Source organism: Chelativorans multitrophicus (genome assembly GCF_011317445.1).
GTDB lineage: Bacteria > Pseudomonadota > Alphaproteobacteria > Rhizobiales > Rhizobiaceae > Chelativorans > Chelativorans multitrophicus.
This window is the reverse complement of record NZ_JAAAPL010000003.1, coordinates 137,789-157,169: the sequence shown is the minus strand read 5'-3', so window position 1 is coordinate 157,169 and position 19,381 is coordinate 137,789. Positions and strand designations below refer to the sequence as shown.

Genomic DNA, 19,381 nt, shown 5'->3' with positions numbered 1-19,381 from the left:
AACCATGGCTGACTACATCATCATCGGCGCCGGGGCGGCGGGGTGCGTCCTGGCGAACCGTCTCTCCGCGGACAGGGGCTGCGAGGTGCTTTTGATTGAGGCGGGTGGCCCCGACCGCAATCCACTCATTCATATGCCGGCGGGCTACTTTGGTCTGATGAAGACGGGTGTGGTCGATTGGGGCTATCACACTGTGGCCCAGAGACACCTGGACAATAGGGTGATGTTTTGGCCCCGCGGCAAGACGGTTGGCGGTTCCACGTCGGTAAACGGCATGGTCTATGTCCGCGGGCATCCGAACGACTTTGACGGATGGGCGCAGATGGGCAACCAAGGTTGGTCCTACGACGATGTGCTGCCTTATTTCAAGCGCCTAGAGAACTGGGAGCTTGGTGCCGATGCGTTCCACGGTTCGGGAGGTCCCGTATCCACCACCCGCGTTAAGAATCTCAGCCCACTCAGCAAGGCCTTCATCGAGGCCGGAGTGCAGGCGGGCTATCCGTATACGGACGATGTCAATGCGGCCAGCCAGGAGGGCTTCGGGCCGATGGACGGGTATGTGGCCAACAAGCGCCGCGTCAGTGCTGCCACAGCCTACCTCCGCCCGGCCATGACGCGGCCGAACCTGACTGTTCTGACCAATACGCTCGTCTCCCGCGTCCTCATCGAGAACGGCCGTGCAGTCGGGGTAGAGATCGTCAAGGGAAGGCAAAGCCAGGTCAGGCGTGCGCGGCGCGAGGTGATTCTCTGCGGCGGCTCGATCAATTCCCCCCAACTGCTCCAGCTATCAGGCATAGGGCCCGAGGCGGTTCTTTCCTCCGCGGGCGTCGATACCATCGTGAACTTGCAGGGGGTCGGGGCCAATCTCCAGGATCATCTCGCCGCCGGCGTCAAACTCGCGATAAAGAAGCCCCTCAGCCTTTATCCGCACACTCGGCCATTGAAGGCGGCACTGGGCCTGGCACAGTATTTCCTGACGAATTCGGGGCCTTGCGTCTATAGCGGCGGCGAAGCACTGGCATTCGTTCGCTCCAGGCCCGAGCTGGTTATGCCCGATCTGCAATATCACTTCGTCGGTCTGATGTACGAGGATTGCGGCCGGATCATCGTTCCACGGCATGGCGTAATGGCATATTTCAACATTTCGCATCCACACAGCCACGGAACGATCAGGATCAAGTCGGCCGACCCGCGCCAGCATCCGATGATCGATCCGAACTATCTCTCTTCGCCCGAGGACGTCCGGCTCATGCGCGAAGGTGTGCGCATCGGTCGCGAAGTCTTCGCGCAGGCGGCCTTCAACGAATATCGTGATTTCGAATATGCGCCGGGGGCGCACATGACCGACGAAAACGATATCGACCGCTACATCCGCGAGAACGCCAATTCAACCTTCCACCCCGTAGGAACCTGCAAGATGGGCAGCGATCCAATGGCTGTCGTCGACGACCGCCTGCGTGTGCATGGCATCGAGGGACTTCGAGTGGTCGATGCTTCGATCATGCCGAAGCTTATCTCCGGTAATACGGCGGCTGCGACGATGATGATCGCAGAGAAGGCGGCGGATATGATCCTCAAGACGGTCGACACCGAGAGCGCTAAACAGCCAGTCCCTGCGCAAGCTATGGTGCGCTGATGAAGTCTTACAATCTTTCGGCGATCGGAATCGAGGTAATCTTCGACCTCGGCCTCGGGCAGATCTCAAAACTCGTCGTCACCCGCGACGGCCGCGAACTGTCGCCGTTCCACACAGTCCCGTGGAGGGACGATCCAAACCAGGAATTCCCGGAGGGAACGGACCCGCACCTGGAACGAATGTCGGTTGACTTCTTCTGTGCGCCCTTCGCCAAGTCCGATATCGAGAATACGCCCCTTCACGGCTGGCCTGCGAATGCGCCATGGACCTTGCTGGAGGAGGAGGATTTCGAAGGAAGTAAACGCGCCAGCTTCCTGCTTTCTAAAACGGTCATGGGCGGTCAGGTCATCAAGACTTTGACGGTACGTGACCGGCATCCGTTCCTCTACCAGTCGCACCGTTTTGTGGGAAGCCAAGGGTCAATACCGGTCGCCTATCATCCGATGGTGAGCTTGCCGTCCGGGGGTGTGGTATCTGTGTCGCCCAAGCTGCGAGCGGAGACGATGGCCATTTCGCTGGAGCCTGATCCGGAAAGGGGAAAATCCGCACTTGCGTATCCTTCAACGTCAGAGGATCTCCACGCATTTCCGACGAGTGATGGTGGGCAGGTGGATCTCCTGCGATACCCGATTGCCGATATTAATGAAGACCTGGTGATGCTTATCGAAAACCCGGCGAATCCGCTGGGTTGGACTGCGGTTGTCCGCCCAAACGAACGGGACATCGCCATTGCGTTGAAACAACCGGCCGTTCTTCCGGCGACGATTTTCTGGTACTCCAACGGGGGGCGGTTTTATGCCCCATGGAACGGCCGCCATCGCGGCGTTCTTGGCGTGGAAGAAGCATGCACTTATTTTGCCTACGGCCACAGCTCGTCGATTTCCGACAATCACCTTAGCCGCAATGGCATCAAAACGGCGATATCCCTCGAGGGAGACCCGGAAATCCGGTGCGTGATAGGAGCCACAACGCTCTTCGGGCACGAAACGGAAGCGGAAAGGATAGACATTGTGGATGGACAGCTTCGGGTGACAATGCGTGGCGGTCACAACTTTATGCTGCCCTATGATGCCGACTTTCTCGCAAAATCCGCGAAACAGGGCGCTGGCTCCGGGTCCGCTCGCGCGATTGCGGACTGATGATGCATTGAGCTTCTGTAAGCACTGGCCTGAGTAAGACTGATGGCGTCGGCACGTTGCTCCTAAGTTTACGTGCCCTGCAGGCAAAGCAGATTTGAGCAGTGGTCGAGCCAGAAACATGGGCGCACATAATCGGTGGTCCATGGTCAATTCGGTTTGCCACCAGCTTCCGGATACTGACGTGGCTTCCTACCCGGATCATTTCCCCTCTGCAGGGTGCAGGCTGCAGGCAAATCTAGGACCAGGTCTTGTGATGTCTGATCCGGCAAATCTGGTTGTTGTTGCGATCCGTAAAATGTTTCTGAAGTTGGGAAACCGTTTGTTGCCTGAGAGCCGAATTATCATACGCGGCCAACTCGGCTTCGTTCGACCACACCGTCAATGCAAAGCCGGCATCTGGTTGAGTAATGTCCTGAACCAGATAATAGGATTGACGTCCGGCCACCAAATTGCTGTCGTGCAAGGTGACGTAATCTCGCTCAAAATCCTCCCAGCCTCCTGGCCGGAGACGGCCCCATCCAATCTTGAGAAGCATAGTCATTCCTTTCTAGCCGTAGCGCGCATCCGGGCCGGCCATTTCGCATGCTCGCCATTGAGAAAGTCCAGAACCTGCTGCGAAAGCAGGGTCAGCTGCCCACGTACGGCCTCATCCAGACAATCGCCATTCGCGCTGAATGCCTTTCCTACCGCTGTGTTGATCCCAACGCCCAGCGGCGTGGGCCAGCCCCTTAGCGCGTGAATCACAGACCGCAGACCGGTCAAAGTAGTACCGACCGCCTGCCAGCCGGAAGCGCAGACAATGCAGCCGACAGGCCGCCCCTCGAAATAGGGCCGTACGTCGCTGCGCAAATCCTCCACATAGTCCAGGGCATTCTTAAGCATGCCGGAGACCGAGCCATGGTAGCCGGGAGAACTCAGGATCACGCCATCTGCACGCTGAAGCGCGGCAATCAGCTTTTGCGCTTCCGCAGTCCTGAAGGGGATTTCTGGCGCGTACATGGGAATTGACAATGCTGCTCCGTCGAAGATCTCGATATCCGCCCCTAGATTGCTCGCCATGGTCATCGCATACCGCAATGCCATTTCTGAAGACGAGCCCGGCCGGGTCGACCCGCCTATGCCGACGATCAGAGGCCTGCTACTCAATTCGGTTCTCCTCCCGTTGTGTTGCCGCTGGCGGTCGCTCGTCGCGACCGCGATTCTGGCGACTGATGGAGCCGTCATCGGTCGCATGCGAGCGGCCGCAGTCAGCCCATCCTGAGCCCGCCATTGACGTCGAGGGTCGAGCCGGTGACGAACCCGGCACCCGGTGACATCAGATAGGAGACCGCGGCGGCGACTTCCTCGGCTTTGCCGACGCGCTTCAGCGGAACCTCCTGGATGTAGGGGCCCCGCAATTCGTCTTGGGGACCTGCCTCCACGATGCCGCGGAAGGCGGGCGTGTCGATGACTCCCGGCGCCACGGCGTTGCAGGTAATCCCCTGGGGCGCGACCTCGAGCGCCACAGTGCGCGTCAGGCCCAGCACCGCTGCCTTGGCCGCACCGTAGGAAACCCCGGCCTTTCGGCCGGTTTGGCCAGCCAGCGACGCGAAGGTCACGATCCTGCCGCCCTGCAACCGGTTTGCACGATGCTGACGCAGGAATTCGCGAATACACAAGAACGCGCCGCGCGCGTTTAACGCCTCCGTCCAAATCCAGTCGTCGAGCGAAACATCTGCGGTTGCGGGCATCTTGTCATAGGACGACTTCACGCCCCCCGCGCAACAAACGACGCCGTAGATTGGCCCCATACTCTCGACGGCACCGGCGAAGCTGGCGGCCACGCTCGACTCATCCGTCACATTCATCAGCCACGCTTTGTGGCCATCCCCCAGCGCTGACGCGGTTGCCTCCGCGCCAGGCAAATTCAGGTCGCACGCCGCAACGCGAAATCCGTCTGCGGCGAGCTTGCGCGCTACGGCGGCGCCGATTCCGCTGGCCGCCCCGGTAATCAATACGACTGCCTTTTCCAAGATCGTTTCGCTCCCTAGTTTCTGTGTACAGTATACCAAATACCAAATCACGTCAACGCAACGCAATTCTCACCGTCCGAAACAGCGGCACTCGAATTGCTGCGGTCAGCCCAGCACTGGTGATCTGGGTCCTGCTCCGGTCTCAGTGATAGAGATTGGGCAGAACCATTACGATTTGCGGGGACGCCACCAGAACGAAGATGCAGATGACCATCATCAGGAAGAACGGAAATGACATCCGGCCGATCGAGAATATGTTCTTGCCGGTAATGTTCTGAAGGACGAAGAGGTTGAAGCCCACGGGTGGGGTCAGCGCACCAATCTCAATCATCAGAATAAGGAAAATCCCGTACCAGATTGGGTCGAAGCCAGCGGCGACGACCATCGGCAGGGTTACCGGCAAGGTCAGAAGAATCATGGACATGCCGTCGAGGAACATGCCCAGCACGATAAAGACCAGCATCAGGATCGCCACCAGTCCGAAGGGGCCGACGCCCAGACTGTCCACCGCGCGCGACATTGCGTTGGGTATCCCGGCAAGGGCGACAAACGACGACATGATGGCGGCCATGCCGATAAGCATGACAAGCATGCTGGTGGTACGAACCGTCCCTCGTATGCTGAGCTTGAATGTCTCCCACGTCAGCAAGCGCTGCTGCGCAGCAATCAGGAGGGCGCCCGCCACTCCCCACGCCGCGCATTCGGTGGCGGTGATGTAGCCGGCAAACAACGCGCCGAAGATGAAGATGAACAGCACGGCAACTGGTGCGAGTTCGAATAATCTGGCAAACCGCTCGATGAGTCGCATCGGTTCGGGATCGTCTGGTGTGCGATGTGGATTGAGGACGGACCAACCACAGATGTAGCCGGAGAAGAGCCCCATCATCAGCAATCCGGGCAGGAAGCCGGCGAGCATCAGCTTGACAAGTGAAACCTCGGCGACGACCGCATAGATCACCATGGCGATCGAGGGTGGGATCATAATCCCCAACGTGCCGCCCGCGGAGAGAGCGCCGATGATAACACCGTCGTCGTAGCCACGCTTGCGCAGTTCCGGCAGGGCAATCTTGGACCCGGTCGCGCACGTGGCCGTGGATGAACCGGAAACGGCTCCGAACAATCCACAGGCTACGATAACCACGTGGAGAAGCCTTCCCGGTACCCAGTCCACCCAGGGCGATACGCCTCTGAAAATCTGCTCCGACAGTCGCGTTCGGAACAGAATCTCGGCCATCCAGACGAACAGCGGGAGCGAGGCCAGTTCATAGCTGGTGAGGGCGCGCCACGACACGGTTTTCATTAGCGTGCCTATACGAACGAACGAGAAATCCTGCAGAAAGAACAACCCGCCGAGACTGATCAGGAAGATTGCCCCGAAGATCCAGATGCCCGACCCGAGGAGCACCAGCAGCACGGCCACTATGATGAGACCTCTTGCGAATTCCGGTTCCATGGCAAAAATCCCCTAGGTGGCTTCTGCCATCGATTCCGCGAAGCGTTCACCGCCGATCATAATCATGATGAACTGGCGAACCATCTCGACCAGGAAAAGGACCGATCCAAGTACGAGGCCCAGAGGCGGCACCCAGAGAGGCAGCGCAATGACGCCTTCCGTTTCATAGCCGCGCACATAGCTGCTATACATGTCCACGCAGTAGTAGTACCCGACAAAGGATATGGCAAAAATGCCGATGGCAATGCAGAGCAGATCAAATGCTTTTCGCACACCCTCGGGCAGGAAATAGAGGAGAAGGTTTATCCGCAGCATTCCGCCGTCGCGGACGGTCTGGGCCGCGCCAAGGAAGGTCATCGTCGCCAGCCCATATCCGACGAACTCCACCACTTGGTTGGACGAGACGCCAAGTGTCCAGCGCAGGACGATTTCCACAAGCATATACGCAGTCATAGCCACCAGAACGGCGCCGGCCGCAATTTCGCCAAACCGCGCCGTGGCAGCAAGAATCCTCGCCAGCATGCAAACCTCCTCCCGTGTGAATCAGCCCCGGCCCGCCTGCGCGAGCCGGGAGGGTATGCGTCGGCTAAATCAGTTTGACCCTTTTTTGGCTTCTTCATAGGAAGACAGCACCGCAGAGCTGACATCCGCGCCGACCTTCTGGGACCACTCATCGCGCAAAGGCGCCGCAGCTTCAATGAGCGCCTGCCGGAACGGCATGGATATTTCTTCAGCCACTGCAATGCCTTTCGAAATCATTTCAGCGCTGTTTTCCTTGAGGCGCACCTTCGCCCTGTCATATGCGTCGGAACGCGCCTGCTCGGCGGCCTCCAGCACAGCCTTCTGCTCGTCGGGAGAAAGGGAATTGTAGGCATCCTTATTCATGTGAACGATCCAGAATGCCGTCGACATGTTGAGCCGTGTGAAGTCTGACATCTGCTCGTAAAGATGCGACTGGAGCCCGTTATCGTCCGTCGTGATGACGGAGTCGATAACGCCCGTTACCAGCGCCGGCGCAACATCACCCCAGGCCATGGGAACCGGAGAGGCGCCGACATTACTCAGGGTTCTTGTCGCAATCGGGCTGTTGGTGCGGGTCTTCAGCGTTTTCAATGCATCGACGTCGGGAACGGGCTTCTTCGACCAGAGTCCATCCGGCAGCGAGATCACCTCGAACAGAAGCATCTGATTTTGGCTTTCGAGCTGCTCGCGGACATAGGGCTCGAAAGACTCGAAGAGCGCACGTGACTCGTCTAGCGACGTCGCCATGAACGGCACCGACTGAATAGCGGCGACCGGGATCGTGCCGAGCATCTTATCGAGCATGGATGTTGAGAGCGGCACAACGCCCTGCTCGACTGTCTTCAGGATGTCTGCTTCCCCCAGGCCCAACGAGCCGTTGAAGTGAACATTGATCTGGACCTGGCCGTTCGTCTTTTCTGAAACCAGCTTCGCGAAATCGGAACTGGCGGTTCCCGAGAGATTGGTCGGACCGAAATATTCCTGCATGTCCAGTCTGACTTCCTGGGCCACCGCAGGCGCGGCAAGCGATATACAGCCTGTGGCGGCTGCGGCCAGTAACAGGCGTCGGCTCATCTTGAACATTGAATTTCTCCTCCTCCACTATTGCTTGGACGACGTTCATCAGCGACGTCGTTGACGGTGTATGGTATACGAAATACCAAATTCGTCAATGGAACGCGCCATCCAACGTTTTGAAAAATATGTCTCTCCGTTGGTTGGCGCTGGTCTAGCGAAGTGCCGCTAGACAGGCGCCACGAAGCAGCGCCTCTGGTCATGGTCGTCAGCAGAGGAGGATGGGCCGTGCTCACGGCCGTTCACTGTTTCTCCTCCGCAATCGCTGCGCGGTAGGCACTGGAAAAGACGATGAACATCGCCGCCGTATGTTCGCCGATGTTGCGTGCGTTGTGGACGATGTTCGCAGGTATGGTAATGGCGTCACCCTCGCTCATTTCAACTTCCTGATCATCCCAAGTGTGCACGATACGGCCGCTGACGACGGTTAGGACTTCCTCGCAATTGGGATGATAATGACGCCCGTTTGCCTGTCCGGGCTCGATGTAGCACATGCCAACCGTGAGGTTCCGCGAGTTGTTCTGCGAGGCTCCGACCTGCCAGACCAGACGTCCCCAAGAGGTCGGTACGACGAGGTGTCGGTCGTTGCGGCTCACGATAACCTCGTCTGCCATTGCATCTTCGCTCATCATTCGATCCCTATTATTTCACTACGCAAAAAGTCGATGTCTCGCTTGGTCAGCGCTTCGTAGTCGTACCCCGGCTTGGGCCTGCCGTGGCTCGGCCGGTTGAGGCAGATAACTGGCGAGATACCCGAGTCCACCACAGCCTGAACGATGGTCCTGACCGGCCAGTCTGAATCCTCAAGGGAAGCCGCCCAGACCAGATCGCGGCCTGACGGCTCCGCTTGCCCGCCTTTGACGTGGACATAGCCGATCAAGTTCTTGAGCCGTTCGAACCCCTCGATCGAAGGAAATACCCCGCAGGCCCACTGGTTCTGGATGTCCCATGTGAAGCTTGCGGTTTCGGGCCGGCCGAGAAGTTCAAAAAAACCGATAATGTCGTCGTCGTGGGTGAAGATTGAATTTGGGGCCTCGTTCTCGATGGTCGTCCTCAGGCCGGCCTCGGCAATCCGGTCCACCGCCTCGCGATAGAGGTCGACAACCCAGGCGAGTTCATGCTCAAGCAGCGCCAGACGGCGCCCATTGCCGTCGACGGGAAGGCTTGCCGCGATCAGCCTGAAAAAGCGCGGCCTGAGGATCTGGGCGGCGGCAAGGACGCTCTCGAGCTTGCGCAAGTGTTGTTCAACGAAATGATCCTGGCCCTTGGACAAGTCCTCCTTGAAGAAGGTGCTGGAAAGGCAGGTCACTTCCAGCCCGCTCCCGTCGATCGCCTTGCGAACCCGTTCGGCGGTGGGCTGGCTAAGATCATTGATGCTTTCGCCAAGGATCGAATCCCGAAGATCAAGGTCGCGAATGCCCCAGCTTTTCTGTATCTCGATTGACTCTGAGAAGTCCGCGGAAGCCATCGAGTTCAACACGGTCAGTCGTGTCATTTGAGATTTCCGTCTTCGGAAGCGGGCTGACGGGCAGCATGCCCCACAGCCTTGAACGCGCGCGCGGTCTCCGTCATCGCTGTCTCGGTAGGCAGCCGCTCGAGGCTTGATGCGCCAAAAAAGCCCGCGACGCCTTTGGTTCGCGAAAGCACGAATTCCGCGTCCGCGGGCATCGCGATCGGGCCGCCGTGGCACAGCACTATGATATCGTTGCGCACCTCTGCCGCGGCATCACGAATCTCCTGCACGCGGGCAACAGCGTCTTCGAGTGACATCGCTACGGAAGCGCCGATCGTCCCCGAGGTGGTCAGACCCATGTGGGCGACGATAATGTCGGCGCCAACCGCCGCCATCTGACGCGCCTGCTCTGGATCGAACACGTATGGGCAGGTAAGCAAGTCAAGCTCGTGCGCCCGGGCGATCATTTCCACCTCAAGGCCGAACCCCATGCCGGTGCCCTCGAGATTCTCGCGGAATGTACCGTCGATCAGTCCCACGGTCGGAAAGTTCTGAACACCGGCAAAGCCGGCATCGGCAACCTGGCGAAGAAAGATCGGCATGAGGCGGAAAGGATCGGTCCCGCACACACCTGCCAGAACCGGAGTGTCCTTCACGATAGTCAGCACCTCGCGCGCCATGTCCATGACGATTGCATTGGCGTCGCCATAAGGCATCAATCCGGCAAGCGAGCCGCGGCCGGCCATCCGGTATCTGCCCGAATTATAAATGATGATCAGATCGACGCCGCCCGCTTCCGCGCATTTCCCTGAAAGCCCGGTTCCCGCGCCTGCGCCCACGATGGCCTTGCCATCGGCAATTGTTGAACGAAGGCGTTTCAGAATGGTTTTGCGATCATGCATGAGCATTGACCTTCTTTTCGGCCATTATCTCGATAAGCGCCTCCACCATTGCTTCCGCGAAGGAGGGATCATTGATGTCGGTATTGAACTCGCGGATCTCGATGTCGGCACGCAACGACTCACGCAGCCCACGCAGCAGCGCATTATCGGCTTCGGGATCGTGGAAGGGCTGGCCCGCACGCGCGATGAGCGAAATGCCCTTGAGCGGCACGAAAACCACGGTGGGCCCTTTTGACTGGCTAAGACGCGAACCGAGCCGCCTTCCGATTTCCAGGCACTCCTGTGGCGTAGTCCGCATCAGGGTAATCGAAGCGTTGTGGCGATACAGATTCCGCTCCCGGAATTTTTCCGGAACCGTCTCCCATGCGCCGAAATTGACCATATCCAGCGCGCCGAGGCTGACGATCTGCGGAATGCCAGCCGCGCCGGCGGCCGTCAGCCGGTCCGGCCCTGCTGAGAAAACGCCTCCGACGAGTTCATCTGCGAGTTCGGTCGTCGTCACGTCGAGCACGGCTGAGAACATTCCTGCTTTCGTGAGTTCCTCCATCGAGCGCCCGCCGGTTCCGGTCGCATGAAAGGTGAGAACTTCGAAGCCGCTCCGCTCGAGCAATTCACGGGCCTTCTGGACACACGGCGTCGTCACGCCAAACATTGTGGCGGCGATCAGCGGTGCCTCACGCGATGGCGCGTCGGTCACGGGCTGTCCCGCCATGCCTGCAACAGCGCCTGCGGCGTTTCCGAGTATTTTGCGGGAAATTTTGTTGATGCCCGCGATGTCGACCACCGAGTGCATCATCGTAATGTCCGTTGAGCCGACATAGGCACGCGTGTCGCCGGAAGCCACCGTCGAAACCATCAGCTTCGGCACGCCAATCGGCAGTGCTCTCATGGCAGCGGTCACCAAGGCGGTTCCACCGGTGCCGCCCAGCCCGGCGATCGCGTCCAGCTTGCCTTCCTCATAGAGGCGCAGCGCAAGAGCTGCGGCGCCCTTGGCCATCGCCGAAACGGCGGCACCGCGATCGTGAGCCTCTATAAGGGCCGCAAGGTCGGCGTCGGCCGCCTCTGCCACCACGCTTCTGGATATGTCGGGCCGGGTCGATGGATCCCCGAGGATCCCTGTATCCACAAGAAGGGTTTCAATCCCCTGCTTTTCGATCTCGTCACGCAAAAAGGCATATTCCGCGCCTTTCGTATCGAGCGTGCCCATGAGCACAACAGTAGACATGCGGCTCCTCCCTCGCTCACCAACGGTCCACCAGCCTCAACGTGCAGGAATCTCCCGAGCCGTCAGCACTTGGCGTTTGGTATACCAAATACCATCCCCGGTCAAGACCGGGGAGGTGGGCGATCGCGTTAGCCGACTGGGAGGAAGTGCATTGTACTTGGTATTTTGTGCACTTTCCTATATCTGGGCTGAACAGAAATGAGGAGCTTTCGGTTCAGACCATGGACTATGCAATTGGGATCAGCACGGTCAATCAACGCGCATATGACCTTCTGTGCGAGCTAATAGCCGCAGGCCACCTGCAAATCGGCGAGCGGCTCGATGAACGCGACTTGGCCGAGAAGATGAACATCAGCCGCACGCCTGTGCGTGAGGCCATCGGCCGGCTTTCCGCCGAAGGCATCATCGAGCGGCGCCCCTATCAGGGGAATTATGTGCGAACCTTCTCCAGCAAGCAGATTCGCGACCTTTTTGATGTCCGAAAGAATCTCGAGACCCTTGCTGTCAGCCTGGCAGTCCGCAATGCCAGCGATGATGATCGTGCTGCGCTCAAGTCGCTGGTCGAGCGTTGCCATGCGGCATTCGACTCGGGAGACCGGTCTGAATTCGAGAAGGCGGACGGCCAGTTCCATGCCATGATCGCGACGCTGTCGGGCAATGACACATTGATCAGTTGCCTGAGCAATCTGCGGCTGCAAGTTCAGCTCGCGCGGCACTCAGCCAATGAAAGCCTCGAACTCCAGGTGCGCACCATTGGCGAGCGAAACGCTATCGTTGAAGCCTTCTTCGCCAAGGACGCGGCCATGGCGGCGAAATTCATGCGCAAGCACATCGATGGATCCAGGGACGCAGTTCTCTCACAACTGCAGTCTCGCGCCGTTGGAAAATGAGATTTCCGGCAGGTCTACGGTAGCGTTCGCGGAGTGAAGGCGGACGCTCCACGTTCCGGAGGTTCCGACGCCATGCCGTGCCGATCTGGCCGTTGACAGCAATTTGGTATTTGGTATACCAAATTCTGTCTCTGCTGGGAGACGCCGCATCCACAAGGAGGAGCTTACTGATGCCGAATCTCGGACATGGTGTCTTCGTGGCACCCTATCATCCGCTCGACGAGAACCCGACGATGTGCATCCATCGCGATTTCGAGCTCATGGAATGGCTTGATAAACTCGGCTTTGACGAAGCATGGATCGGCGAACATCACTCAGCCGGCTTTGAGACCATTTGCTCGCCGGAGCTTTTCATCGCGGCGGCAGCCGAGCGCACACGTCGTCTGCGCTTTGGAACCGGCGTCATCTCGTTGCCCTATCACAACCCTCTGATGGTGGCGAACCGTATAATTCAGCTTGATCACATGACGCGCGGTCGCGTCAGCTTCGGATTTGGACCCGGTCTGTTGGCATCGGATGCGTTCCAGTTGGGAATCGACACGAACAAGCAGCGCGAGATGATGACGGAGGCGCTGGACGTTATCCTGCGCCTGCTGGATGGGGAGACGGTGACCGAGAAAACGTCCTGGTACAATCTTGTCGAGGCCCGCGCCCACCTGCTTCCCTATACGCTGCCGCGGCCCGAGATCGCAGTGGCAAGCTCAGCGACGCCGTCAGGCGGGAAGATCGCTGCAACCTACGGCCTGAGCATGCTGTGCGTGGCCGCCGCCTCGCCCACGGGATTCAATGCATTGTCGACCAATTGGCAGATCGCCTGCGAAATCGCGGCCGAACGCGGCACGACGATGGACCGCCAGCGGTTGCGTGTCGTTGCGCCGATTCACATCGCCGAGACGCGGGAAAAAGCCCGTGCCAACTGCGAATGGGGCTTCATGCGGTACATCAACTACTACAACAATCACGATCAGCGCTATACCATTCCTGCGGGAGAGGATCCCGTCGAGTGGTTCTGCGCCAATGGCTATGGCGTCGTCGGGACGCCAGATGACGCCATAGAGCTGATCCAGCGGCTCCTCGACCAGCAAGGCGGGTTCGGCTATTTCACGCAGCTCATTCATGACTGGGCTGACTGGGAGGAGACAAAGCGTTCGCATGAACTTTATGCGCGCTATGTGATGCCGCATTTTTCGGGCGCAAACGCCAACCGCATAGCTTCCTACGAATGGAACTCCGCGCACAAATCGGACCTTCAGGACAGCAAATCACGTGCCACGAAACTGGCTTTTGACCAGTTCGAGTCCGAGCGGAAACAGAAAGCAAGCCAAGCGGTTGCAAACTAGCAAGCCACAGCCGGATTGGATCAGCTGCTCATTGTGCGCAGCTGATCTGTACCGATAGGCGTAATCTCTCTAGCGGCGCGAAACCTTACTTGATCTAGATTGGTGCCACGGATTGGAGCAGCTACGCAGTCAGCTGCCGGTTTCCGGGCGCCGAACTGCGGACCGGAGGTGAGCGCAGGGTGACGCAGGTTCAATAGCGCGTTCTAGTTGGATGCCGCGGACGGACAGACAGTCGGCAGCGGCGCCCGGAGGCCTTCAGCTTTTTCCGCTGCACAACGCCCAGAGTCGTTAGCCCTATGCGGATCAAAATCACGCCAGTTTTTCTTGTTGTATACCAATCAATCCCCTGGCATTGATTTTCAAAATGCCGTCATTGGGGCTTTTGCGTGAATCTGAAGCAGCTTCAATATTTTAGCGTTCTGGCCGAGGAGCTTCATTTCAGGCGTGCTGCCGAAAAGTTGAACATCACACAAAGCCCCCTTTCCATCGCAATTCAAAATCTTGAGCAGGAATTAGGCGCAAAGCTTTTTCATCGGAATCAGCGAAGCGTCCAGCTTACCGAGGTCGGCAGACGGCTCTACGATCATGCGCAGGGGTTGATTAGCCGACTGGAACATTGCGAACAGGACATCCGCGCGATCGTGAACGGCAAGGCAGGACAGTTGCGCATTGCTTTCACGGCCGCTTCGTCGTTGCTGTCCCCGTTCCCAAAGCTGATCAGTGCATTTCAGAAGAAATTCCCGGAAATCGACGTGCAGTTGCAGTCGATGACCACTGTGCAGCAAATTTCTGCCCTGAGTGAGGGAACGATCGATATCGGGCTGCTGCGCCGACCCCGCCAGAGTATACCCGCCGAGATTTCGACCCGACGACTGGCCACCGACCGGCTCGTGGTGGCCTTGCCTTCGGGACACCCTCTGACGTCCAAGTCGGTCGTCGCTATTCCAGAGCTTGCCAAGGAGAAGTTCATCTTTTTTCCACGTAAGATGGGTATCGGGATCTACGACCAGTTCATTAAGCTCTGCGGCAAGTGGGGCTTCGCGCCGGACATCGTTCAGGAAGCCGAGGAGGCCACCACAATCGTGGGATTGGTTGCCGCCGGATTGGGGGTGGCGGTGGTTCCTGGAGGATTGAGATATATCCAGATACCAAACCTTGAGTTTCGGCATATTGCCGACGAAGATGCCATTACAGAGCTTCTACTCGCGTTCCGAACCGGTGAGGCCAATCTGAAAGTCCAGCAATTGGTTCACCTTGCCCAGCAGGCGTTCTCGACGGAGGCTGGTGAGGGTATCGGTGCTGAAATCTGATTAGAGATCCGGGAAACGATCTGCTGTGCCGTCGATGCTCCCTTCATTGATTGGAATTCGCAATCAATAGAGGCCGAAGTTGAAATTGCTTCGGTCATGCTCCTCCCACTAGACACGTTCTCATATCCGCTGAGAGGGGAAACGTGATGACGGGCGATTTGCGCGCCTTCGAGGGTGAAGGTCGGGTTATCCATCCGGTAGCTGCCATTGAAACATTTGGTGCTCGGGCGGCCGCTGTCTGCGTGCAGGATGACAATGTGCTTCTTGCCGTTCCCCAACTCGCCAAGGATATCGAGGGCAGCGATGCGCACATGAACGGCGGAACGAGCGATGTTGATATGCCCCTGTTTCGCTGGATGTCGGGAGCCTTTGTGCAGATAGCAGCGCTGGGGGTTCCCGGCGGAGAGGATGCCGAATTCTTCGAAATAGGCGGCCAGAGGTTTTTAGCCACGGCAAGCGCGCGGTCAGGACGGGGGCCTTATGAACCTAACTTGGCCAGTCGCATCTGGCGGTTGGGTGATCGCGGCTACGAGGTTTTTCAAGATGTGCCAACGTTCTACGCCAAACAAGTGCGTCACCTCCGCATCGGTAGCCGAGACTTCCTTGCTTACGCGGTGGGCGTGACCGTGGATGGACCCGAGCGGCGGCACCCGAGCCGGTCATTCATCTACGAGTGGCGTGGTCACGAGTTTGTTCCCCTTCAGACACTGGATGGAGAATGGGGGTATAATTTCTCCGCCTTTTCGATCAGCGGACGCGAATTCCTCGCCTATGCGGATCACGTCTCCGGTTCCAGGATATACGAGTGGCGGGACGGACGCTACGAGGAGTTTCAACTTCTGCCTGGAGATGGAGGGCGCGCGTTTCAGCCCATCAGGCTGGGTGATGGCTTCCAGCTGGCTTTCGCCACGATTTCGGGAGACGTCAGTATTTTCGAATGGACCGGAGAGGCATTCGAAATGCGGCAGATCTTGCGGCGCGATGGCGGCCGCGAATTCGCACTTTATCAGCGTGGCGAACGGTCTTGGCTGGTTCTGGTGCGGTTCATAGAGGGAACGCCGCAATCTCCGAAAACTGACCTGACATCGTTCGTTTATGAATGGCACCCGGATGGGTGGAGGCAGGTGGATAGCTTTCCGAGCTTTGGCGCCACAGATGCGGCATTCTTTGAAAGCGACGGACAGCCCTTCCTCGTCGTAGCGCATAGCCTGACCGCCGGCATCCGGTTTCGGCAGGACAGCGCCGTCTACGAGTTTAGAGCATAGCGACAGCGAAGGGACGTGCCGTGGAAAACCAATATGCCCCGCACGAAGATTTTGTGCGCCTTTATGACCTATACACCGGCCCGCAAAGCATCGCGGCTGATCTGGCCGAGCAGATGGTCGGCGCCACGTCGGCAAACCCGCTGTTGGTGTCGACAGGTTCGGACCTCGTGCTGTTCCCCGGGGGCGGCGCCTCGCCGATTGCCGAGAGTTTCCGTCACAGTACCCGCGGCTTCAAAGAAATGACCGCAGTATCCCACCTCGGTACAACCGTGGCATGGCTTGCCGAGATGCATGAAACAGGCAATCCCGAATGGCAGCATTGGGCCTCCCGCTTGATCGATCAGGCCAATCGCACGCGGGAGCTTTGCAACCGGGATTTTGTTCAAAAGCAGATCGCGGTTGAAGCTTGGCGGGAACAGGAGGAGAAAATTGCGAGGCTCCTGGACTATGGCTGCCGAACCACGTCCGAGTTTCTGCAAGATTGCCTCGCTGACCCGTCGAAGTTGAGTTTCGACAACGTTCGGGAGGACTTCCTCGAGCCTCGTCCGGGATCGCAGATGGCTGTTCCTTTCAACGATGTGATGGTGGCAACTTTCGCGTTGACGTTCCTCGACATTGCCTACCGGACGATGAACTGGATTCATAGCCAGTCCATCGATTGGCAAAAGATAATGGTGCTGATCGCAGGACCGTCCGGACGCCCCACGGCCGGCTTGACCTGGGCTACGAATAACATGTGCCATTTGTTGTGGCGGGCCTCTGGAAAAAGCCTGCCCCCGGAACGGCTGTTGATCGCAGCGCACCTGCCCGGACTGGAAGTCGACGAGCTGAGCAACAAGGAAATGGTCGAGAAACTGGAGGCCGTATATCGCGGGTACTGGTGTAAGACCCGGGTGACGGCGGATATCGGCGCCAAGATGTTCGAGGGCTTTCCGGCATTTGTACCGAACATCGATGCGGCTCCGATCATCACATCCGCAACGAAGACGCTGGCCGAAATGCCCCGGTTGCGTGATCCCGATGACCGCTTGACGGCAATCTCCCGGCTGCGGCTTGTCATGGAAGATCCGCGTCAGTTGCTGTCGAACTCGGTTGCCGAATTCATCATCGATGAACTCTGCGTCCAGGACATGGACCCGTCTCGGGTTCGCATTCCCGGTTTCACCAACGTGGATTTCCCGGCCGTTTCCTGACGCGGGGCAGTCTGCTCATGGACAAGCCGTTGGGCAGGTTGCCTCAATTGCGACGCTACCATTGCTGGACGGTGTGCGCTCTGGGGCGCGTGCAGTCGGTGCAGGGTTTGCGAGTGGCCGCAGATTGGCCACGTCACGCTTCATTGATTGCCTATTCCAATCAATATGGCTCTTAACTTGAATTGGCGCATATCGCGCCTCGAAACTAGTTTCGCGGAATCGCCGCTTCAAAAGGCGGTGGAGGAGACTATGGATCATAAGCTACTACTCGTTCAACGTTCCGACATGATCGTTGAGCGGCTCGCTGCGGGCCAGTCATTGCTGTCCCTGGGTATTCGAACCTCCCGGACACCCGATATCGTCCGGATGGCGGCGACCTGTGGCTATGACGTCGTCTGGATCGATCTTGAGCATTCAACGATGTCGCTCGAAACGGCGTGTTTGTTGGCTCAAACTGCCCGGGATATCGGTTTGGCCGCATGGGTCCGGCCGCCGGAACAGGACTACGGCGCGATCGGCCGGCTTCTGGATGGCGGCGCCAGCGGAATAATCGCCACCCATATCGCCACGGCGGATGATGCCCGCAAAGCCGTAGCGTCTTGCCGGTATCCGCCGCGCGGAGAGCGTTCGCAAAACGCCCTGCTGCCCCAGTTGGCGTTTGAGCGTATGCCTGCCGCAAAGCGGGTCGAGGTCGTTGACCGCCAAACCGTACTGCAGGTTCTCATCGAATCGGAGGAGGGCGTTCGCAATGCCGAGGCCATCGCCGCCGTGGACGGTGTGGATCTGATCGCGCTTGGGTTGAACGATCTGTCGTCCCAGCTGGGCTGCATAGGGCAGCCGCGGCATCCTGAAATAATGTCTGCGTGCCGCCATGTCGCGAAGGCTGTGCGCCGTCAGGGCAAGCAGTTGGTCGTCGGCGGCGTTACCGATCCCGAGCATTTCAACGAATTGGTCGAGCTTGGTGTCGCGCCGCTCGCATTTGCGGCCATCGATACTGAGCTCTTGATCGAGGCGCTCGATGGCCGAGCTGCGAAATGGCGTGCCGGCCAGACTTCTCCTAATACCCACGACAGGACTTCGCAAAGCTGATGAATAAGCCACTCGTTTCCGAACCGATGTTGTCCCTTTCTTCGGTTGAAAGGCCAAAGTTCGATATGCCGCTGGGGGCATGCGACATGCATATGCATGCGTTTGGACCATTGGATCGGTATCCGAGTGTCTCCGAGCCGCAATATACCCTGCCGGACGGAAAGCTTTCGCATTATCAGCAGCTAATGAAAGTTCTCGAGCTCGAACGGTTTGTCGTGGTGCAGCCGAGCTTCTACGGCACGGATAATAGCTGCCTCGTGGACACCTTGAAGGCTGCCGGCGCTAATGCTCGCGGCGTCGTAATGGTCGAGGATGATGTGGCGGATGCGACGCTTGAGCATTTCCACTCCGTCGGCGTGCGGGGCATCCGTCTCGACTTGTTCAAGCGTGCTGCGCTTCCGCTTGCCGATATCAAGAGATACATCGCCAATATGGCCGAGAGGGTAAAGCCGCTCGGGTGGCACCTGCAATTCTACGCACCCGGTTATATCGTTCGCGACCTCATCGACTATCTCGGGACGCTCGATACAAATTTCATCATTGACCACATGGGCTACATGCTGGAGGAGGACGGGCTCACGGATGCGGATTTCCAGCGTCTCCTGAACCTGCTCAATGAAAGCAATGGCTGGCTCAAGCTTAGCGGACCATACAGAATTGCAAAAAACAAAGGATATGATGCGGTTAGCCACATCGCTCGGGCGATCGTGGACGCGGCTCCCCACAAGGCTGTCTGGGGATCCGACTGGCCCCACATTCCGCAGTCCAGCCGCAACACTGGCGAACTTCTGAACCTTGTCATGGACTGGGCGCCGGACGCCGCGATACGCCGCCGCATACTCGTGGACAACCCTCTCAACCTTTTTGATTTCACCTAG

General features: G+C 58.5%; 19 protein-coding genes. 9 read left to right on the top strand and 10 right to left on the bottom strand.

Annotation, left to right across the window (positions count from 1 at the left end; genetic code table 11):
* The first annotated feature begins 4 nt into the window (after positions 1-4).
* Together GNP00_RS15190 and GNP00_RS15185 are read left to right on the top strand one after the other, a co-directional pair.
* A complete protein-coding gene (locus GNP00_RS15190) occupies positions 5-1,636 on the top strand; it encodes a GMC family oxidoreductase (protein ID WP_011583017.1) in 1,632 nt (543 codons plus the stop codon).
* The gene (locus tag GNP00_RS15185) at positions 1,636-2,775 is read left to right on the top strand and encodes a hypothetical protein (protein ID WP_011583018.1); all 1,140 of its coding nucleotides are present in this window, start codon (positions 1,636-1,638) and stop codon (positions 2,773-2,775) included. The genes GNP00_RS15190 and GNP00_RS15185 overlap by 1 nt, the downstream gene beginning before the upstream one ends.
* A 235-nt stretch (positions 2,776-3,010) precedes the next feature.
* Here the strand turns inward: GNP00_RS15185 and GNP00_RS15180 are convergent, their stop codons facing one another.
* The 10 genes from GNP00_RS15180 to GNP00_RS15135 all read right to left on the bottom strand — a co-directional run bounded on the left by GNP00_RS15180 (position 3,011) and on the right by GNP00_RS15135 (position 11,416).
* The gene (locus GNP00_RS15180) at positions 3,011-3,310 is read right to left on the bottom strand and encodes an antibiotic biosynthesis monooxygenase (RefSeq protein WP_041544896.1); all 300 of its coding nucleotides are present in this window, start codon (positions 3,308-3,310) and stop codon (positions 3,011-3,013) included.
* Between the two features lie 2 nt (positions 3,311-3,312).
* On the bottom strand, positions 3,313-3,921 hold the full coding sequence (locus GNP00_RS15175; RefSeq protein WP_011583020.1) for an NADPH-dependent FMN reductase: 609 nt from the start codon (positions 3,919-3,921) through the stop codon (positions 3,313-3,315).
* A 101-nt stretch (positions 3,922-4,022) separates the two neighbouring features.
* Positions 4,023-4,787: an SDR family NAD(P)-dependent oxidoreductase gene (locus GNP00_RS15170; protein WP_011583021.1), complete on the bottom strand. Its 765-nt coding sequence runs from the start codon at positions 4,785-4,787 to the stop codon at positions 4,023-4,025.
* Positions 4,788-4,929: 142 nt separating this feature from the next.
* Positions 4,930-6,207, bottom strand: a complete 1,278-nt coding sequence (locus tag GNP00_RS15165) for a TRAP transporter large permease (protein ID WP_343037187.1) — start codon at positions 6,205-6,207, stop codon at positions 4,930-4,932.
* A gap of 45 nt (positions 6,208-6,252) precedes the next feature.
* The gene (locus GNP00_RS15160) at positions 6,253-6,762 is read right to left on the bottom strand and encodes a TRAP transporter small permease (RefSeq protein ID WP_011583023.1); all 510 of its coding nucleotides are present in this window, start codon (positions 6,760-6,762) and stop codon (positions 6,253-6,255) included.
* A 69-nt stretch (positions 6,763-6,831) separates the two neighbouring features.
* Entirely contained in the window at positions 6,832-7,845 is a 1,014-nt protein-coding gene (locus GNP00_RS15155; protein WP_011583024.1) for a TRAP transporter substrate-binding protein, read from the bottom strand.
* A 233-nt stretch (positions 7,846-8,078) separates the two neighbouring features.
* On the bottom strand, positions 8,079-8,465 hold the full coding sequence (locus GNP00_RS15150; protein ID WP_198139703.1) for a cupin domain-containing protein: 387 nt from the start codon (positions 8,463-8,465) through the stop codon (positions 8,079-8,081).
* On the bottom strand, positions 8,465-9,331 hold the full coding sequence (locus GNP00_RS15145; protein WP_011583026.1) for a sugar phosphate isomerase/epimerase family protein: 867 nt from the start codon (positions 9,329-9,331) through the stop codon (positions 8,465-8,467). The genes GNP00_RS15150 and GNP00_RS15145 overlap by 1 nt, the downstream gene beginning before the upstream one ends.
* Positions 9,328-10,197: a phosphoenolpyruvate hydrolase family protein gene (locus tag GNP00_RS15140; protein ID WP_198139704.1), complete on the bottom strand. Its 870-nt coding sequence runs from the start codon at positions 10,195-10,197 to the stop codon at positions 9,328-9,330. The genes GNP00_RS15145 and GNP00_RS15140 overlap by 4 nt, the downstream gene beginning before the upstream one ends.
* Positions 10,184-11,416, bottom strand: a complete 1,233-nt coding sequence (locus GNP00_RS15135; RefSeq protein WP_011583028.1) for a Tm-1-like ATP-binding domain-containing protein — start codon at positions 11,414-11,416, stop codon at positions 10,184-10,186. Before GNP00_RS15135 ends, GNP00_RS15140 begins: the two co-directional genes overlap by 14 nt.
* A gap of 221 nt (positions 11,417-11,637) precedes the next feature.
* Here GNP00_RS15135 and GNP00_RS15130 point away from each other — a divergent pair, with 221 nt between their 5' ends.
* From GNP00_RS15130 to GNP00_RS15100, 7 genes are all read left to right on the top strand, one after another.
* Positions 11,638-12,306: a GntR family transcriptional regulator gene (locus GNP00_RS15130; RefSeq protein WP_011583029.1), complete on the top strand. Its 669-nt coding sequence runs from the start codon at positions 11,638-11,640 to the stop codon at positions 12,304-12,306.
* 170 nt (positions 12,307-12,476) lie between these two features.
* On the top strand, positions 12,477-13,646 hold the full coding sequence (locus tag GNP00_RS15125) for an LLM class flavin-dependent oxidoreductase (protein ID WP_011583030.1): 1,170 nt from the start codon (positions 12,477-12,479) through the stop codon (positions 13,644-13,646).
* A gap of 386 nt (positions 13,647-14,032) precedes the next feature.
* Positions 14,033-14,956 (top strand): LysR substrate-binding domain-containing protein, encoded by a 924-nt coding sequence (locus GNP00_RS15120; protein ID WP_011583031.1) that lies wholly within the window; start codon positions 14,033-14,035, stop codon positions 14,954-14,956.
* Between the two features lie 146 nt (positions 14,957-15,102).
* The gene (locus tag GNP00_RS15115) at positions 15,103-16,221 is read left to right on the top strand and encodes a hypothetical protein (RefSeq protein WP_011583032.1); all 1,119 of its coding nucleotides are present in this window, start codon (positions 15,103-15,105) and stop codon (positions 16,219-16,221) included.
* A 20-nt stretch (positions 16,222-16,241) separates the two neighbouring features.
* The gene (locus tag GNP00_RS15110; RefSeq protein ID WP_011583033.1) at positions 16,242-17,414 is read left to right on the top strand and encodes a DUF5624 domain-containing protein; all 1,173 of its coding nucleotides are present in this window, start codon (positions 16,242-16,244) and stop codon (positions 17,412-17,414) included.
* Between the two features lie 249 nt (positions 17,415-17,663).
* The gene (locus GNP00_RS15105) at positions 17,664-18,503 is read left to right on the top strand and encodes an HpcH/HpaI aldolase family protein (RefSeq protein ID WP_011583034.1); all 840 of its coding nucleotides are present in this window, start codon (positions 17,664-17,666) and stop codon (positions 18,501-18,503) included.
* The gene (locus tag GNP00_RS15100) at positions 18,503-19,381 is read left to right on the top strand and encodes an amidohydrolase family protein (RefSeq protein WP_157038132.1); all 879 of its coding nucleotides are present in this window, start codon (positions 18,503-18,505) and stop codon (positions 19,379-19,381) included. The genes GNP00_RS15105 and GNP00_RS15100 overlap by 1 nt, the downstream gene beginning before the upstream one ends.

Excerpts from the sequence above, each read along its gene's own strand:
- GNP00_RS15105 (WP_011583034.1), top strand. The coding sequence starts at position 17,664 with ATGGATCATAAGCTACTACTCGTTCAACGTTCCGACATGATCGTTGAG.
- GNP00_RS15125 (WP_011583030.1), top strand. The coding sequence starts at position 12,477 with ATGCCGAATCTCGGACATGGTGTCTTCGTGGCACCCTATCATCCGCTC.
- GNP00_RS15130 (WP_011583029.1), top strand. The coding sequence starts at position 11,638 with ATGGACTATGCAATTGGGATCAGCACGGTCAATCAACGCGCATATGAC.
- GNP00_RS15160 (WP_011583023.1), bottom strand. The coding sequence starts at position 6,762 with ATGCTGGCGAGGATTCTTGCTGCCACGGCGCGGTTTGGCGAAATTGCG.
- GNP00_RS15115 (WP_011583032.1), top strand. The coding sequence starts at position 15,103 with ATGACGGGCGATTTGCGCGCCTTCGAGGGTGAAGGTCGGGTTATCCAT.
- GNP00_RS15185 (WP_011583018.1), top strand. The coding sequence starts at position 1,636 with ATGAAGTCTTACAATCTTTCGGCGATCGGAATCGAGGTAATCTTCGAC.
- GNP00_RS15180 (WP_041544896.1), bottom strand. The coding sequence starts at position 3,310 with ATGCTTCTCAAGATTGGATGGGGCCGTCTCCGGCCAGGAGGCTGGGAG.
- GNP00_RS15135 (WP_011583028.1), bottom strand. The coding sequence starts at position 11,416 with ATGTCTACTGTTGTGCTCATGGGCACGCTCGATACGAAAGGCGCGGAA.
- GNP00_RS15140 (WP_198139704.1), bottom strand. The coding sequence starts at position 10,197 with ATGCTCATGCATGATCGCAAAACCATTCTGAAACGCCTTCGTTCAACA.
- GNP00_RS15150 (WP_198139703.1), bottom strand. The coding sequence starts at position 8,465 with ATGAGCGAAGATGCAATGGCAGACGAGGTTATCGTGAGCCGCAACGAC.
- GNP00_RS15155 (WP_011583024.1), bottom strand. The coding sequence starts at position 7,845 with ATGTTCAAGATGAGCCGACGCCTGTTACTGGCCGCAGCCGCCACAGGC.
- GNP00_RS15145 (WP_011583026.1), bottom strand. The coding sequence starts at position 9,331 with ATGACACGACTGACCGTGTTGAACTCGATGGCTTCCGCGGACTTCTCA.
- GNP00_RS15190 (WP_011583017.1), top strand. The coding sequence starts at position 5 with ATGGCTGACTACATCATCATCGGCGCCGGGGCGGCGGGGTGCGTCCTG.
- GNP00_RS15100 (WP_157038132.1), top strand. The coding sequence starts at position 18,503 with ATGAATAAGCCACTCGTTTCCGAACCGATGTTGTCCCTTTCTTCGGTT.